Source organism: Lysinibacillus sp. UBA5994, from assembly GCF_002429725.1.
GTDB lineage: Bacteria > Bacillota > Bacilli > Bacillales_A > Planococcaceae > Lysinibacillus > Lysinibacillus capsici.
The window spans coordinates 24852-41303 of sequence record NZ_DJAU01000017.1; the positions used below are offsets into that span (position 1 = coordinate 24852).

Here is a 16452-nt window from a genome sequence, read left to right on the forward strand (position 1 = left end):
GGACAACTCCTTTGAAAGGTTACTTATTTACTAGTTTAAACCATTTTCCGAAGAAAAGCTATTTACGTCTCAGCGTAAATTTGTCTGGATTTTGAATTGTATGCTCACAATTCACTCCTTTTAAAATCGGATGACATCTGCCAATGCTTTATCTTCATTCATCTAGCAACTTCCAGCACGATGAATGAAGATAAACGATTAATTTTTTTTGTCATAATACATGCCATCCATTACGCGAACATTTGAATAAGGATTGAAATATTGCTGTTCACTTTTTTTCGTTTTTTGTAGGTTTGCCATATCTTGTTTAACTGCATCCATTACATCTGCTAAACGCTTTTTAATACCCTTATCTAATTCTAGCAATGTACGATGAATACGATTTTGTTCATCGAAAAGAAATCCCTCATTATTCATTTCTTCAATAATTGCACCACGCTTGTCTAACATGTAATTGATGGTATTAATATATTCATCGCGATCATCACTTTTAGGGCTAACTGAAAGATGCTCATACAATTTAGCAGAAATTTGAAGTAACACGTTTAATTTCTCCATCTAAAACTCTCCAATTACTGTTGACCCGTCATAAATAAGGACGACTGTTCATTTGCTTTATTAATAGCCTTTTCCATTGCTGTAAACTGATTCCAATAACGTTTTTCGATTGCTTCCAATTTTAATTTCCATGTATCAATTCGTTTAACCACATCAACCAAATTCTTACCGATTGTATAGGTTTGATCTGTCGAAGAAGCTTTCCCAGCACGTTCCTCAATTTTTACTTTTGTTTCATCTATAGAGGCACGTAATTTATTAGCAATCCCTTTACTTCCCTCAGCATCATTCCAAAATGTTTCAAATACCGCTCGTGGGTCTTCTGCGATTTTTTGTTTTAATTTTGTTTCATCAATCTCAAGCTTCCCACCATCAGTATATGTTTTAGTAGTTGTAATACCTAATTCATGTAACGTATCCATCAGAGCATTGGAACTACCACCCTTTTCATAAAGAATAGAACGCATTTTATTGAGTGCACCTTGAACAATTTGATCATTACGAAGGACACCACTTTTTGCTTTCTCTTCCCATTTTTCGATTTCTTTTTCATCCATATCCGCTTTTTGCTCTTCTGTTAACGGTGGGAAATCACGGTATTTTTTTTGTTTTGTTAATGAATTCAGTGAATCTACTAAACCATTGTAAGTTGTAACAAATTCTTTAATTTTATCAAACATATTGTCTACATCTGTCGTTGATGTAATTTCAATTGGAGAATCGGCTGGTTGAGTTGTTGTATTATATACCTTTTGTAATGAAATGTTATACCCACTAATATTAAAGTTATTAGAAGTTCGTTCGATTTCTAACCCATTTACTGTTAACTTTGCATTTTGTCCCTTAGAGGCAATCTGATTAGATGCATCATCTAGTTGCTGATTAGAACCAAAACCAAGGGCTGTAAATATAGCCATTCCCTCTTCAACATACATAGATGTTTCAGTAGCAACTGTAGCTCCATCTTTTTTATACTCTACACCTTTTCCAGTTGCAACTGTAGATAAAGAGATTCCGCCTGATTTTTCATCGAAAAATGCATTCAAACCAGAATCACTTTTATTTAACTTATTGATAATACTTTTCACAGTGTCTTCCGGATTAAAGGTAAATTTAACTTCTTTCAGCGTACCGTCCTTTTGCAATACTTGCATTTTTATATCTTGCTTATCTGTTATACCTAATTCACTAAGTTTTTGATTTCCAGTAATCCCTTTGCTTGTATCATTCAATACAGTAGTATTTTTAGCCAATTGTGTGATATTATCAATTTTTAATGAACCTACTGCATCTGCATTAGCAGTAACTTTTACTGCTTCATTGCTACTTGCTGCATTTTTCTTTAACATGACACTTTCCAAACGTAAATTATCAGCAATATATTTATCAAATGCTTGCAATTGTTTATTCACATCTCGATATGCATCGCGTTGCCATTCATATGTTTGTTTTCTTTGATAAAGCTTGTTCAACGGTGCTTTTTCCGCTGTCATGAGTTTCTCAACAAGACTATCGATATCCATTCCAGAAGCTAATCCACCAATTCTCATTTCAATATACCTCCTCAAAATTATATAAACTATCCTTTGTGGCTATTTTTATTCAGGTTGCGTCATACTATATTTTTTCATCAACGATCATACCAGCTAATTTTTGCATTTGATAAAATGCATCTAACAAACGTTCTGGTGGTATTTCTTTTATCACCTCATCTGTATCTGTATCCACTAAATGAACATAATATTTATTTAACCCCTCATGAAAAACAAATTTCGATGATGTATGCTCTAATTGTAAAAACTCATTAATAGATTCCACTGCCTTTTCCAATTTATCTTTGGAAAATACCTCTGTATCAGTAGTATTTGATTGTTCAGCTACTTTCTCAATTAGTGTAAATGTCCCTTGCTGTAATTGAGTGTTTGCTACTTGCTTCGTGGCACTACCTTGTGCTACTGATATTGAAGTTTGTTGCAATGAACCATCTAATTTTTGTGAATCAACACGCATAGTACACGCCTCCAAATTATTCAATACTTTGTAAACTATTTATCGGCATCATTTCTACTTTTTCCACAACAAGCTATTATTAAAATTGAAAAATGTTCCTTTAGCAACGTAATTATTTAACAAAATTTAGGGTGTTAAGAGTTTATATAATGTAGTTATAGAATTTCTTTAGGAAACCTGCACTACATGACATTGGTATAAGAAATTGAAAAACATAGTCAATTCAACGGCATTCGCTATTTTTAGAAACAATCGTCAAATATTTTAATACTGTATCAATAGCCTCTGTCACTTCCAACACCTCTTCATCTACTTACAAAAAAACCATTGTTTATTAGAATGAATCAAATTTCTAATCGCATATTACATGTAATATGTTTGTACCATTAGTATTAAAGCCTCCCGATAGCTAGCAGTACACAACGTCAATTTGGACAACCGCTAACCAGTGAAGATAAACGTCAAATAGCGCCCGTCTGTTTTTTCAGGGACGCTAAATGACGATTACTTTCTTCTAAAAAACCTCCAACTAGAATCACTTTCATCATTGTCTCATGACAGCGGAATTAGTTGATGGTGTGCTGTATTAAGTGCTTACTTTAAATCTAACTAACTAATGTCTATCTTGCAGAGGATATTTCTATATAATAAATTCTCTAATCTTCAATCATTTTTGTAGCAATTATTGCATTATTACTCATCAGACAAGGTATATTATCTATTATAGGATACGCAAGCAAACTTTCCTTTGAATAATAACAATTTCCTATTTTATGTAATGGAGTTTTCGTTATAGGACAACATAAATCTACATTTATTTTTCCCTTTTCATTCCGATTCTCTTTTTCTATTACTATTACATTAGCTGGATTTAATGGATTCATATTAAAATTCAAAGGATAGCTTTCAGCAATTTTATACCCTAAGCTTTCTATATGCATTTTCAAATTTTTTACGTATCCTAACTTGTCCATCCTTTTTTGTATTTCTTCAGTACCATTTTCATAACATGGTTCCACTAATACGATATACTTATTGGCAACTCTATATAACTCTTCTAATGCTTCTATTTCTTTTCCTCCATTTGGTTCAAGTGCATGAATTGTATAAACAATATCGACTGCATTATTGGCCAATGGAATATTAAACATATCGCCTGTAAACAACTCAACATTCGGAATATTATGTTCTTCAACTAACTTTTTTGCATATTTTATTCTTGACCATGATAAGTCCAACCCCAGAATTTTTGAATAATGATTTTTAGTAGATTGCATAATTTCTACTAGAGAAGTTGCTTCTCCTATCCCTACTTCTAGAATAGAGGAACTATCTTTTAAATCATCAATAGTTTTAACTACTTGCTGTAAATGTTGCTTTTTCATTTCTCTATTTTCTTTAAAAGCTTTTGTATACTGCCCTGCTTGAAAGTCATAGCTTATTAAAATATCTTCGGTAGTATTTTGTTGCGTATTCGTCAATTCTTTTAAGTATTGAGTAATATTTTGATTTTTTTGCTCATACAGTTCTTTTATTCTTTTTAATAATGCCAATTTATTCATTAAAAAATCCTTCTTTCTACATCCACATTTTTTCAAAAACTAAATTATGTAAAAATAAGTTTATATTTTCTCTGAGAGCTTACTTACAATATACTTAACCTCTCTATCACTTAATTCCTGATGTATAGGCAATGTCAATGCTTTCTCATACCACTTTTCAGCAATAGGACAAAGCCCTTTTTCATAACCAAATTGTGTATAGTAAGGATGCCAGTACACAGGTATATAGTGAACATGTACACCTATATTCTCCGCGCGCATCTTTTCAAACACTTGCTTGCGGTTTGCATATTCAAGCTGAATCATGTATAGATGCCAACCAGAATTTGTTCCATCTAATTGTGTTGGAGTAATAATGCCCTCTACATTTTTTAAAGCTGATGTATACAGTGATGCAATTTCTCTGCGACGTTCAATAAATGTATCAAGTTTTGCCATTTGAGAAAGACCTAGTGCTGCTTGTAAATCCGTCATGCGGTAGTTGTAGCCAAGCTCTGTCATTTCATAATACCAGGCCCCTTGCTCATTTGCGAAAGGCGTTTGTTCAATACCATGGCTTCGAAATTTTAAAAGCTTATTATAATAATCTTCATTATTTGTAACGATTATGCCACCTTCAGCGGTAGTAATTGGCTTAACAGGATGGAAGCTAAACATTGTCATATGTGCTTGTGTGCCTACTTTTCGTCCTTTATAATCAGCACCTAATGAATGTGCACCATCTTCAATTACAATTAAATTATGTTCGTTTGCAATCGCCATAATTTCATCCATATCAGCAGGTTGTCCCGTAAAATCTACAGGAATGATTGCTTTCGTTTTTTCGTTAATATTCGCTCGAATTTGTTTTGGATCGATATTATATGTCACCGCATCAATATCTGCAAAAACGACTTTTCCACCAACGTAGCGAACACAGTTGGCACTTGCCGCAAAGGTAATTGGAGATGTAATTACTTCATCGTCTTCACCAATATTTGCTGCGTAACAAGCACCATGTAGTGCCGCTGTGCCATTACAAAAAGCGACAGCATATTTTGCACCGACGTAATTTGCAACTGCTTGCTCAAATTCAGCAACTTTCGGTCCTTGCGTTAAAAATGGTGAGCGCAATGTATCAATAACAACTTGAATATCTTCGTCATCTATTGACTGTCTACCATATGAGATAAAATGATTTGGCTTTTCCATATTCCTTCCTCTTTTCGCTATTAAAGTAGTAAATCCCAACTTAGCGGTGTACCTTTTTCTACATCCTTTTTAATTGTTTTTCCTAATACTAAATCATAGTATTTGGTAGAAAGTCCAAAGCCAGGTCTCACGTTACGCAAGTTATCTGCACTAAGTACATCTCCAGCTTTTAAATTTGCACCAATATACAACGAGCGGCGGAATATTTTGGATTTTTCTTCAGTTTCTGTAGGACCATAATTTACTTTCCCTAAACTTTGCCATGCACGCTCTGCTTCTTCCACAAGCATTTTCAATTCATGCGGTTCCATAGAGAACGACGAGTCTACCCCACCATCTGAGCGTGCCGTCGTGAAATGCTTTTCAATAACTGTCGCTCCAAGCGTTACTGCAGCGACTGATACACCAACACCCATCGTATGGTCAGATAAGCCTATTTCGGTATTGAATAATTCACGCATATGTGGAATAGTTGCTAAATTAGAATTAGCAGGTGTCGCTGGATATGTGCTAGTACATTTCAATAAAATAATTTGTTCATTACCTTCCGCACGAGCTGCACGTACTGCCTCATCCAACTCCGCAGCGCTTGCCATCCCCGTAGAAATAATCATTGGCTTTCCTGTTTTCGCTACTTTTCGAATAAGAGGAATATCAACATTTTCGAATGAAGCAATTTTATACGCTGGTACATTTAACTGTTCTAAAAAATCAACGGCTGTTTCGTCAAATGGGGAGCTAAATGCAATCAGTCCTAATTCATTGGCACGATCAAAAATTGCTTTATGCCATTCCCATGGTGTGTATGCTTCTTGGTATAAGTTGTAAAGCGAATTCCCCTTCCAAATATTCGCATCATCCTCAATAAAAAACTCTCCTGTATGTACATCAAGCGTAATCGTATCTGGTGTATATGTCTGTAATTTTAGTGCATCTACTCCTGCTTCTGCTGCTAGTTCGACTAAATGTAGTGCACGCTCTAATGATTTATTGTGATTGCCCGACATTTCAGCAATAATAAACGGTTTTGTATGTTGTCCGATTTCTCTTTGTCCAATTTTAATCATTTCATCAACTCCAATATTTCTTTTAACCATGCATTCGGCTCATTATTTTCTGTTAGATGTAATGCCGTATGACTCATTTCGTTTACTTGTACATTAGCTAATAATTGTCTATATGTTTCAACTGTTACTTGCTCATACCAACCCAAATTAATCGTTACACCTAATTGTTCAGCATATATAGTACCTTCTTTTTGATTATCGGCAACAATCGTCGAACTTGAAGGAAGGCCTAAATAGCAACGTTCCCAGAGAGTACTCCCCCCAGCCCCAATCGCAAAATCAGCTTGTTGCATAAGCTTTGCCATATAATCAATTTGACAGTGATAATAATAGTTCCTTTTTTCGCAAATGTTTTCAATATGTTCTTTCATCGGATTACTACTACCAACAACAACATCAATATGCGTAAATTGGGAACCTTCCAAAGCACTTAATACTTTCATTGTTTCATTTGTAGGATCACTTCCGCCCATAAAAATGAATAGACGCTCAATTTTATTTTTTCGCTGTTGGAACTGTTGACGTGCGATTATAAATTCATCACGTACAATTAAATATTTTGGACCTAGTAGTTTCACACAATCTATAGGTACTTTGCTATCATAACGAGCTTCAAAGTTTGGATATACATTTTGATCAATCAATAAATCACAATCATGTTCCCGAGCCAAGTCATCAATAACAACAATTTTAGCTGTGTATTGTCGCACTGATTGCTCCCATTCTTTATTCATTTGATAATGATCAATAATGTATAAATCTGCTTGCTGTGCAGCTGTAATATTTAAGAAACCTTTGCTTGCAACAAAATCAATTAAATGCCCCGGTAACCACTCCATCCAAAAAATCACATGACAACCGTTACGTCGAAGATTTTTAGCGATTGTCAAGCAACGCATCACATGTCCGCTACCAATACTAACAGAGGCATCCGTACGAATAATAACTTTCATTAAATCACCGGCTTCTGCTCAATATGTGCATTGATTTCAGCTATTTCAGGGTGAGCTTGTAAATATTGAATCACTTCAACACTTGAAACAAGGGGATTTTTAAAGTGCGAAGCAATAGTTGTAATGAGTTCGTAATCTTCTTCTGTGTCTAAAGTAATCCGCAATGCAAGTGCTTGACGGTTGGCAGGCACATCAAATATTGCTGTTGTAAATTGCTCATTAAATTCATAAGCGTAATATGTCACATGCTCTCGGTGGCGTAACTCTTTACCTAGTTCATGTATAAGTAGTAGTGATTCATAAGAAATAATTTCTACAGCTAATCCACGTGGTAATGATCCGTTCAGTAACATTACATTTTTTTGCTCTCTTTCCATCTTTGCTAACATCTCGCCTGCCATTTCATAGTCTAAAAAAGGACAATCCGAAGTGACACGCATAACATAATCTGGCTCATATTTTTTCGCACATTGTACATAACGATCTAACACATCGTCCTCAGATCCGCGATAATAAGCAACGTGATGCGTTTTACACCACCGTACAATTGCATCATCTTGGGGCAACACACTCGTTGCTATCACTACTTCAGCTACACCTTCAATAGCACGACAACGTGTAATAACGTACGATAATACATCTTGATTGTGTAACGGTTTTAATACTTTCCCAGGTAGACGTGTAGAACCGGTTCTTGCTTGAATGATAACAATTGTTTTCATTTTATCACCTTAATATTAAATATTTTGTTTACTTCATCAGTAATTATAGCTTTGTTTTCCAACCATTCATCTCTCAAAATACTAAACACATGCACATTTTCAAAAAAATCTTTTCTTTTAATATGGGCTCTCAATATACCTTCTTTTTTAAATCCTAATTTTTCATGATAACGGATACTAATGTTATTTGATTCTAAAACTTCACCATATACTTTTACTAATGGATAGTTAGTAAAAATATAATCCAATGCTACTAATCCTAATAGGAGTCCCGTACCCTTAGATGTATTCTCTGCTCCAATATAAAATCCCCAATAACAATGTAAATTTACTTCATCTATGTTATTAAAATTCACAATACCTACTGGTGTATCATTTACTGAGAATATTTTCGATAATTTATTCTTACTTTTTTCCAACGAATGATACCATTCTAAGTGTTGTGTCCAGTTTATTAGTTCATCATTGTACATTACAGAGCGTATATTCTCTTTATTTCGCCAATCAAGTATCATTTCAAGATTGCTTTCTTGAATATCTATAAGTTCCGCCTTCATATCCACACTCCCTCCAAGTTGAGACACTCTAAACTTTTACTATGTATACAAGAAAAGCTATAAGATAACGTTTATGTTCGTCATCTAATAGCTTCTTAAGTTTCCTATTTCCCTAATAACATAATTTTTATTAAATTATGTTATCATCATTTATTTTTTGTAAATTCCCTTGGTTGTCTTTAACCAAATTTCCCATATCATCTACTTTAAATAAAGCTTTATTAGTGAATTTATCACAAATAGAAATGAATTCATCCAAAGAGATTTCTAATGGTTCTATAATCTCTTCTAGCGGTTTGTCCAAATAAGACCACGGGAATTGGCCATCATGTTTTCTTACAATTTTCATTCCTTCTTCTCTAGTCAATCTTCCTCGACGAATATGCATAGAAACTAAATCAGAGGCTCTTCCATAGCCAAATTTTAGAAATTTAAAGTAATCATGAATTCCTGTTTGATAGTTATCAAGGTTTTCATAGTCTACTGCGGATCCTTCAATTGTTTTCCCCCATGAAGTAAACCCATGTGCTTGTGATAAAAGATAATTTGTATATCCATCCCATGGTAAATAGTACCCTAAAAATAAGCCAGTTACGCCTACTGTCTCTAATTCTTCGTTTGTCGGGTATGTGTATGGTATTAAATCCTTTTCTTTTAACTCTTCTTTCCCAAGTAAATTTTTACTATCTAACCCTAAAAGCCCCGCGTATTTATCTAAAAACTCTCTATCAGAAATATTTTTATTAGACGCCGCTGGTCCACCATATTCATTTTGGGGATTTTCACCCCATATTAATAATGGCACATTAAATTTAACTGCCATTTTCACAGGTACAGTAAATATGCCTGCATGCTCTGGCCACGAAATATCCCCAACTTCTCTTAATCCGATGCGATTTAGTTTTTTTCTAACAATTTTATTTGCAGTTATTTCTATATAATCTACACCTAAATCTTTAATGTTCTCTATATTTTTTCTTCCGATTTCAGTTAAATGGCAAGTTGTACTTGTTATACATAAAGGGTTCATTCCAAATTCTAAAAGTTTAATTACCTGGTATGTACTATCTTTTCCACCACTAACCGGAACGATACAATCCCAATTAGAACCGTCTTTTGATTTATATTTATCAAGAATTTGAATTAACTCTTGTTTTCTAAGTTGCCAATCCACTGTTTCACGATTTTCAAAATTTCTACATGCATCACATACACCTTCATCATCAATAATTAGATGTGGTTTCGTATTTGGTAAAACGCACTTTTTACAATATTTTATCATAAGGTATATCCATCCTTTTATATCAACATAATTTATTTATTATATTTTAATTTTTCTTTAATAAAAACCACGTTATGTCATCTAATGGGAAGTTTGCGTCTTTATGATAAACAAAGCCATAATCAACTAACTCTAAATCACCATACTGTTCCATTATCTCTCCAGCAAAATCACGCTTAAATAATTTATTTGAATGGCCTCTATAATCAATCGCTATAGGGCTTGGATTATAGTATTCTGCTATACAAATATATTTTGAAGAACTATTATATAATTTCTCATATACATTTTTTAATTCTTCAGGATTAATGTGGATTAGCACACCTTTTATTAATACAAAATCATATTTCTTTTGAGGATTATAATCTAAAATAGATTCGTTAAAGACTTCTTCATTAATAACAGTTTTTAAAGCTTCACTTGCTTGTTCATTAATTTCTATTGCAGATGTTTTTAAATTTGGTTTAATAATGTTCAGTGCTTTCAAATTCATTCCAATATTCGCACCGAATTCTATAAATGTTGTGACATCTTTCGTTTTCTCCATAATCTTCGAAAATAGATTAACATTGCTCGATAGAAGTTGTAAGTCCCTATTTCTCATCACATAATTATCACCAAATTCACCAAACCAAAACTGTTCTTGTTCTGTTTTAAACATAGTATTATCCTCTTTCACATGTTGATTATTAGTTTTTCTAATTCTTCTATCGTTAGCCAATCCGAATTATTATTACTCGTATAGGTAAATCCTTCAGATATACTCTTACCTTCATTCGCATTCTCGTGTGACCACCAAGTAAATTCTGGTTGAATCACATAGTACGTATCAAACTCGCGTGTATGACGTGCATCATCTTCCATAATCATCGCTTCATGTAGCTTTTCACCTGGTCGTATACCGACAAAATCATACCTACAATCTGGTGCAATCGCTTTTGCTAAATCCATAATATTCATGCTAGGAATTTTTGGCACGAAAATTTCCCCTCCATGCATGCGCTCAAGATTATCAAGAACAAATTGTACGCCTTGCTCAAGTGTAATCCAAAAACGTGTCATACGTTCATCTGTGATTGGAATAACACCCGTATGTTTGACTTTCTTAAAGAAAGGCACAACACTCCCCCGACTACCAACAACGTTGCCGTATCGAACAACAGAAAAGCGTGTTCTCTTTTCTCCAACATAGGAATTCGCTGCCACGAATAGCTTGTCTGATGCTAGTTTTGTTGCACCATACAAGTTAACAGGTGAGCAAGCTTTGTCCGTTGAAAGAGCAATTACTTTATCGACGTTTCGATCAATCGCAGCTTCAATAATATTTTGTGCACCGTTAATATTTGTTTTTACTGCTTCAAATGGATTGTATTCACAAGCATCAACATGCTTCATCGCAGCTGCATGAATCACAATATCAACACCATCGAAAGCTCGGTACAAACGATCTTTATCACGCACATCGCCGATAAAGAAGCGAATGCGTTCGTCTTGGAATTCTTGCTTCATTTCATATTGTTTTAATTCATCTCGGCTAAAGACGATAATTTTTTTCACGCCTAATTCTAACGCTTTTCGCGTGAGTTTTTTACCGAATGAACCCGTGCCGCCCGTTACTAATATTGTTTTATTTTTTAACACATTCATATGTTCCACCTTATTTTCCTCTTTTTTTACTGTTGATAATCATCCATTTTCTACTCAATCGTTACTTCTTTGCCTGTTTTTATTTGCCAATCTGTTGCACGCATCATTTGCATTAACTCGGCTGCAAGTTCATAAATACTGCCTAAGTATGCATAAGAAATTTCTATAAATTTCTCCGCTTGTTTTTTTGGATTTTTTTCAAAATCAATTTTTTTATAGTTTTCATTGAACTTTTGATGTTGTACTTTTATGCCCGCCTTTATAATAAATTGATGAGCATCACTTTCGATAACCTTCTTGAATACTTTATTAAATTCTAAAATTAAGGAATTAATAGAGTTATATAGCTTTGCCTCATAATTTTCAACTATTTTATTAGCCCATTTCACAGAAACATCAATATCTTCTAACATTTGTTGGTAGCTTTCCATAATTGCTTCAAATTTCTCTTGTCCTTGCACATATGCCGGCTTTTCAATTACCCACTGTGGTGTCGTAATATTTCCTTCGGTTAAATAGGTTTCCCGCACTTCTGCAAGTGGTATATACTCCGTACCATGAATATGTGCCCCTTGCCTTGTTGTATTAATGACACGTCCATATGGATATTTTTGAATAGTGACTTCTAATCCACGTTTCATACGCATAAAACTTTCGTTTGTTACTATATCATGACCGTGCACGTCTTTAACAGTGACCATCTTTTTCTTTTGCTCTTCTGTTATAGTATTTTCAAAATCTTCATACTGAATTCCCTGTGCATAATAAGTATCGTTCACATAACCTAAGTTTTGACCGACTAAAATAATCGGTGCCATATTTAGCTTTTTAACGACTTGTAATGTCATAACCGCAATAGACGGTGAATCTTCAATAATGACTTTTGGGGAAATACGTAGAATATTGCTCGATAACGTATCAGCACTCGTAACCATATGGACGAGTTTGCCCGGGTAATGCATAATCGTCTCACAACCTACAGAAGTCCCGAAAACTAATGGAACATTCGTAATATTTTCCTCTTTAATCTTTTTTATAACATTTTGATTAACCCCTTCTGGGTCATATGAAAACACTGCGTGTGGTGTAATTTGTGCATGAAGCAACGCATTAATGGCTGATCCGACAGCAAAAATATAAGCGGATTCTTCCTCTTTAATTGCTTTCAATAATGGTAATTCTTCATTTAGGGATGGTCCTGCTGCAACAATAATGACTGGCTTATCATCAAAAATTTTCTGATATTCTACACTAATGATGTTAGATGTTTTAATTGTTTTTGGATAATTTAATAAAGAATTGACAATCCAACGATGCTGAAAACTAACGTTTACACCTAAAGAATCACGTGTATGCTTTAATAGCTTCACTAAATTTTGCTGTGTTTCTTGTATTTCTTCACCGTAGAGACGCTGATAAGAAGGCCAAACCATCGTCACTGTTTCTTCTGTGAAGTTTTTTGCTAATTTTTCTAAATCCTTTACATCATGTAGGGAAACGAATAATTCTGAGATGTTATTCGTTAATTTATGTCGTTGCAAATAATTAAATAAAATTGCTTCATTCGGTTCATAAATCGTTAATTTCACCGATGGGTTTTGAGCGACTATTTGTGCAATATGATAGCCCAAGCCAATCCCAATTATAAAAATATGTGAACTGTCCGCTAGTTGAGGGAAGCGCTGTAAAAATGTATCGACCTCTCGTTGTGGATCATATTTACTATGTATTTGGACGAGTTTCCCTTCATTCCAAATAGCGAGTGAATCGTTTCCGTTACGAGCTTGTTCAACGACGATTGATGCCTCATTTGCTACCGGCTCATACGATTGCATACGTGCATATGTCGTTTCGTTTAAATTTTTTAATAAGCGACGATTATCTGTTAACATATAACGGTTACCCCTTTTTTATTTTTGCGTAAAAACCCATTCACTTGCACTTAAAAAAATTGGAACAAGCTCATATTCAAATAAATCTGCGGTTAGTGTTAAATCTTGATTTTCTAATGCTTCATTAATTTCTCTCATGACCCACTGTACTTCTTCAATGCGACTATTTATTGTCCAACCTTGTCCTTGCATTGCATGTTCTACAGTAAGTAGCCACTCTAACCCTTCAGCAAAGTTCGCGATAGATTGGAATGCTTCTACAACCTCTTCTTGACGTAAGGTATTCGCAATTGTTTGACATCCTTCACTAATGTTACCCACGTAGTCATAATATGTATTTTTTAATTCCGTTAACTCATTCTGCATAGTTATCACCTTTTCAAAAATCCTATTTTTCTTTATATCGACATTCTCTGCAAAGAGTTAATAAAAAACAAGCCAGTAGGAAAAGTAAATTTCCTACTAGCTTGTGAGTTATTCTATCAATTAACCTAATAATTGAAGAACACCTTGTGGTTGTTGGTTAGCTTGCGCAAGCATAGATTGAGCAGCTTGAGTAAGGATGTTGTTCTTCGTGAATTCCATCATTGAAGCAGCCATATCTGTATCACGGATACGAGATTCAGCAGCTGTTAAGTTTTCAGAAGAAGCACCTAAGTTATTGATTGTGTGCTCTAAACGGTTTTGAACCGCACCTAGTTTTGCACGCTCAGAAGATACTTTTGAAATTGCTGCATCAAGTACTGTTACAGCATTTGCAGCATTTTCATGTGATGATAAGTCTAATGCTGACTCAATACCTGTAGCATTTGTTCCATCATTTACTGTTTTATCAGATGTAAAGCCTTTTCCTGCACCAACGATACCAAGTGCAGATGCACGCATATCTTCAACTGAAACAGATAATGCTTGGTGTTCATTCGCACCAATTTGGAATTTTAGTGACTTATCTTCTGTATTTTCTTTTACTGTTTCTGTTTTCGTTTCTGTTTCAAGTTTGAATGTACCACTTGCTGCACCAGAACCCGCTGTAAATTTAAATGAAATACCGTCTGCGCTAAAGTCTAGATCAGTACCTGACGTCACACCATTAAATTCATAAGTTGCTAAAGCTGTGCCAGATGCATTTTGTAAAGTAACTGTTACCTTACCTGAAGCTGTACCATCATGAGCGACTTTCACACTGCTTAAGCCATCTAGTTTAGAACCGCTTACTGTGATATTCCCCATTACAGCATCGCCGCCTGAAATAGCAGCATCAGTTAATCTTGGTTTATCGCTTAAATCGTAATCGCCAGTTGTTGCATTACCTTTAACTGTAATTGTAGCTTTTTCGCCAGCTTTCCAGTTTTTCGCTTGTTCTCCAGTGAAGGAGAATTTAATACCTTGGCTATCGTATGAATATGTGTCAGTCGACTTATCGTAGCTTAAATCTGTTGTAAGACCACTTAATGTTAAACCGCCTGAATCAGCTAAGCCGTTTGTTTTTAATGTAAAGCCGCTTCCAGTGTTTTCGATTTCAATCGTACCTGAACCTGAAATTTTTGACCAGTCAAAACCGTTGTCAGCTTTACCAGTAATTGAAACTTTGAAATCTGCAGAGTTGCCAGAATCACTCCATGCTACTGAGCTTTTTCCTGCTACAGTAACTGTGCCATCTTTTGCAAGTGTTGTGCTTACTGTTTTTGAAGTACCACCGAATTGTGAAGAAAGATCACCGTTCAGTAATTTTTTCGTGTTGAACTCTGTTGTATTACCGATACGGTTGATTTCTGAAGTTAATTGGTTGATTTCTTTTTGGATTTCTTCACGGTCACCAGTTGTGTTTGTATCGTTACCAGCTTGTACAGCTAGCTCACGCATACGTTGTAAAATTGAGTGTGTTTCGTTAAGAGCACCCTCAGTAGTTTGGATTAAAGAAATACCATCTTGTGAGTTTTTAGATGCCATATCTAAACCACGGATTTGTCCACGCATTTTTTCAGAGATTGCTAAACCAGCAGCATCGTCTCCAGCGCGGTTGATTTTGAATCCTGAAGATAATTTTTCTAATGCTTTAGAAGTTTGCGTGTTGTTGAACGCAAGATTACGGTGCGTATTTAACGCAGAAATATTGTGTTGAATTCTCATTTGGAATTCCTCCTTGAATAGTGTATTGTGCATCCCACATCCGTGTGGAATATGTATAGCAAAAGTTTCCTCTTGCCTAACAATCTTTATATCGTATTAGAATCGCAATGTTTAATAGTTTTAAAAAATATTTTTATATTTTTTATGCACTCCAATAAACTCTCATAATACCTATTATTTAGAATTTCATAATAAGTACGGGTAAACAATTATTTTCTTTTTAGCTGGTCTATAAAACTCGGTACAACATTTAATGCTGCTCTGTTTTGTTCCCTAATGGCTTCAAAAATTTCTGCACGGTGTACCTTAACTGCTTTGGGCGCTACTATTCCAATTTTTATTTGGTCTCCCTCTATAGCTAATATTTTTATTTCTATATTATCCCCAATCATGATAGACTCATTTTTTTTTCGCGAAAGCACTAACATTTATTTTGCACTTCCTTCCAAAGGTTGCATTGGAAAGCGTAATGGGTATTGTGCACTATCTAATAACACAATTTGTTTGCCAAGCCGTTTATTAATATTAATAATAACTGGTGCTAATAGATTGAGTGTGGAGTCTGCAAATTTTTCATTCATTGTGACAATAGAATAAGCTACAACATCTTGTTCTTCTTCGATTTGGAGATCATTTCTGTCTTCCTCACTAATCTCAAAAGCATAATCAGCTTTAAAAGCAAATGGATATGCTAATATAAAACCAATTTCTGCATTTTTCACGGATTGTAGTATTAGTAAAGGGATATCTGCATCTATAGGGATTAAGATAAATTCTTTTTCATCTCTAAAACCAGGTAATCCCTCGTTAAATTTTACGATCTCATCGTTATTAATTTCTATTTCACCTAAAAACTTTGTTTTAATTTTCATTTATAGCAC

At 34.4% G+C, this 16452-nt stretch carries 17 protein-coding genes; all 17 read right to left on the bottom strand.

Annotation, left to right across the window (positions count from 1 at the left end; genetic code table 11):
- Window positions 1–198 precede the first annotated feature (198 nt).
- Window positions 199–558 carry a flagellar protein FliT gene (locus B3D98_RS05245; RefSeq protein WP_288581332.1) on the bottom strand — a complete coding sequence of 120 codons (360 nt, stop codon included), beginning with the start codon at window positions 556–558 and terminating at the stop codon, window positions 199–201.
- 14 nt (window positions 559–572) lie between these two features.
- On the bottom strand, window positions 573–2108 hold the full coding sequence (locus tag B3D98_RS05250) for a flagellar hook-associated protein 2 (RefSeq protein ID WP_288581335.1): 1536 nt from the start codon (window positions 2106–2108) through the stop codon (window positions 573–575).
- A 67-nt stretch (window positions 2109–2175) separates the two neighbouring features.
- The gene (locus B3D98_RS05255; RefSeq protein ID WP_288581338.1) at window positions 2176–2568 is read right to left on the bottom strand and encodes a flagellar protein FlaG; all 393 of its coding nucleotides are present in this window, start codon (window positions 2566–2568) and stop codon (window positions 2176–2178) included.
- Between the two features lie 656 nt (window positions 2569–3224).
- The gene (locus B3D98_RS05260) at window positions 3225–4130 is read right to left on the bottom strand and encodes a methyltransferase domain-containing protein (protein WP_288581340.1); all 906 of its coding nucleotides are present in this window, start codon (window positions 4128–4130) and stop codon (window positions 3225–3227) included.
- A gap of 60 nt (window positions 4131–4190) precedes the next feature.
- Window positions 4191–5321 (bottom strand): UDP-4-amino-4,6-dideoxy-N-acetyl-beta-L-altrosamine transaminase, encoded by a 1131-nt coding sequence (pseC, locus tag B3D98_RS05265; protein ID WP_288581343.1) that lies wholly within the window; start codon window positions 5319–5321, stop codon window positions 4191–4193.
- A 20-nt stretch (window positions 5322–5341) separates the two neighbouring features.
- Entirely contained in the window at window positions 5342–6388 is a 1047-nt protein-coding gene (gene pseI, locus B3D98_RS05270; protein WP_288581441.1) for a pseudaminic acid synthase, read from the bottom strand.
- Complete coding sequence (pseG, locus tag B3D98_RS05275) at window positions 6385–7341, bottom strand: UDP-2,4-diacetamido-2,4,6-trideoxy-beta-L-altropyranose hydrolase (RefSeq protein ID WP_288581346.1); 957 nt, start codon at window positions 7339–7341, stop codon at window positions 6385–6387. Before pseG ends, pseI begins: the two co-directional genes overlap by 4 nt.
- On the bottom strand, window positions 7341–8063 hold the full coding sequence (locus B3D98_RS05280; protein WP_288581349.1) for a glycosyltransferase family protein: 723 nt from the start codon (window positions 8061–8063) through the stop codon (window positions 7341–7343). The genes pseG and B3D98_RS05280 overlap by 1 nt, the downstream gene beginning before the upstream one ends.
- Window positions 8060–8620, bottom strand: a complete 561-nt coding sequence (pseH, locus tag B3D98_RS05285) for a UDP-4-amino-4,6-dideoxy-N-acetyl-beta-L-altrosamine N-acetyltransferase (RefSeq protein ID WP_288581352.1) — start codon at window positions 8618–8620, stop codon at window positions 8060–8062. The genes B3D98_RS05280 and pseH overlap by 4 nt, the downstream gene beginning before the upstream one ends.
- A gap of 130 nt (window positions 8621–8750) precedes the next feature.
- Window positions 8751–9902, bottom strand: coding sequence for an N-acetyl sugar amidotransferase (locus B3D98_RS05290; RefSeq protein WP_288581355.1), 1152 nt, complete (start codon window positions 9900–9902; stop codon window positions 8751–8753).
- Window positions 9903–9948: 46 nt separating this feature from the next.
- Window positions 9949–10563 carry a pseudaminic acid biosynthesis-associated methylase gene (locus tag B3D98_RS05295; RefSeq protein WP_288581358.1) on the bottom strand — a complete coding sequence of 205 codons (615 nt, stop codon included), beginning with the start codon at window positions 10561–10563 and terminating at the stop codon, window positions 9949–9951.
- 14 nt (window positions 10564–10577) lie between these two features.
- Entirely contained in the window at window positions 10578–11549 is a 972-nt protein-coding gene (pseB, locus tag B3D98_RS05300) for a UDP-N-acetylglucosamine 4,6-dehydratase (inverting) (RefSeq protein ID WP_288581444.1), read from the bottom strand.
- A 50-nt stretch (window positions 11550–11599) separates the two neighbouring features.
- Complete coding sequence (locus B3D98_RS05305) at window positions 11600–13441, bottom strand: motility associated factor glycosyltransferase family protein (RefSeq protein WP_288581361.1); 1842 nt, start codon at window positions 13439–13441, stop codon at window positions 11600–11602.
- An 18-nt stretch (window positions 13442–13459) separates the two neighbouring features.
- Window positions 13460–13807, bottom strand: coding sequence for a hypothetical protein (locus B3D98_RS05310; protein ID WP_288581364.1), 348 nt, complete (start codon window positions 13805–13807; stop codon window positions 13460–13462).
- A gap of 120 nt (window positions 13808–13927) precedes the next feature.
- A complete protein-coding gene (locus B3D98_RS05315) occupies window positions 13928–15571 on the bottom strand; it encodes a flagellin (RefSeq protein ID WP_288581367.1) in 1644 nt (547 codons plus the stop codon).
- A gap of 209 nt (window positions 15572–15780) precedes the next feature.
- Window positions 15781–15999, bottom strand: coding sequence for a carbon storage regulator CsrA (csrA, locus tag B3D98_RS05320; protein WP_274771619.1), 219 nt, complete (start codon window positions 15997–15999; stop codon window positions 15781–15783).
- Complete coding sequence (gene fliW / locus B3D98_RS05325) at window positions 16000–16443, bottom strand: flagellar assembly protein FliW (RefSeq protein WP_288581384.1); 444 nt, start codon at window positions 16441–16443, stop codon at window positions 16000–16002.
- Window positions 16444–16452: the final 9 nt, after the last annotated feature.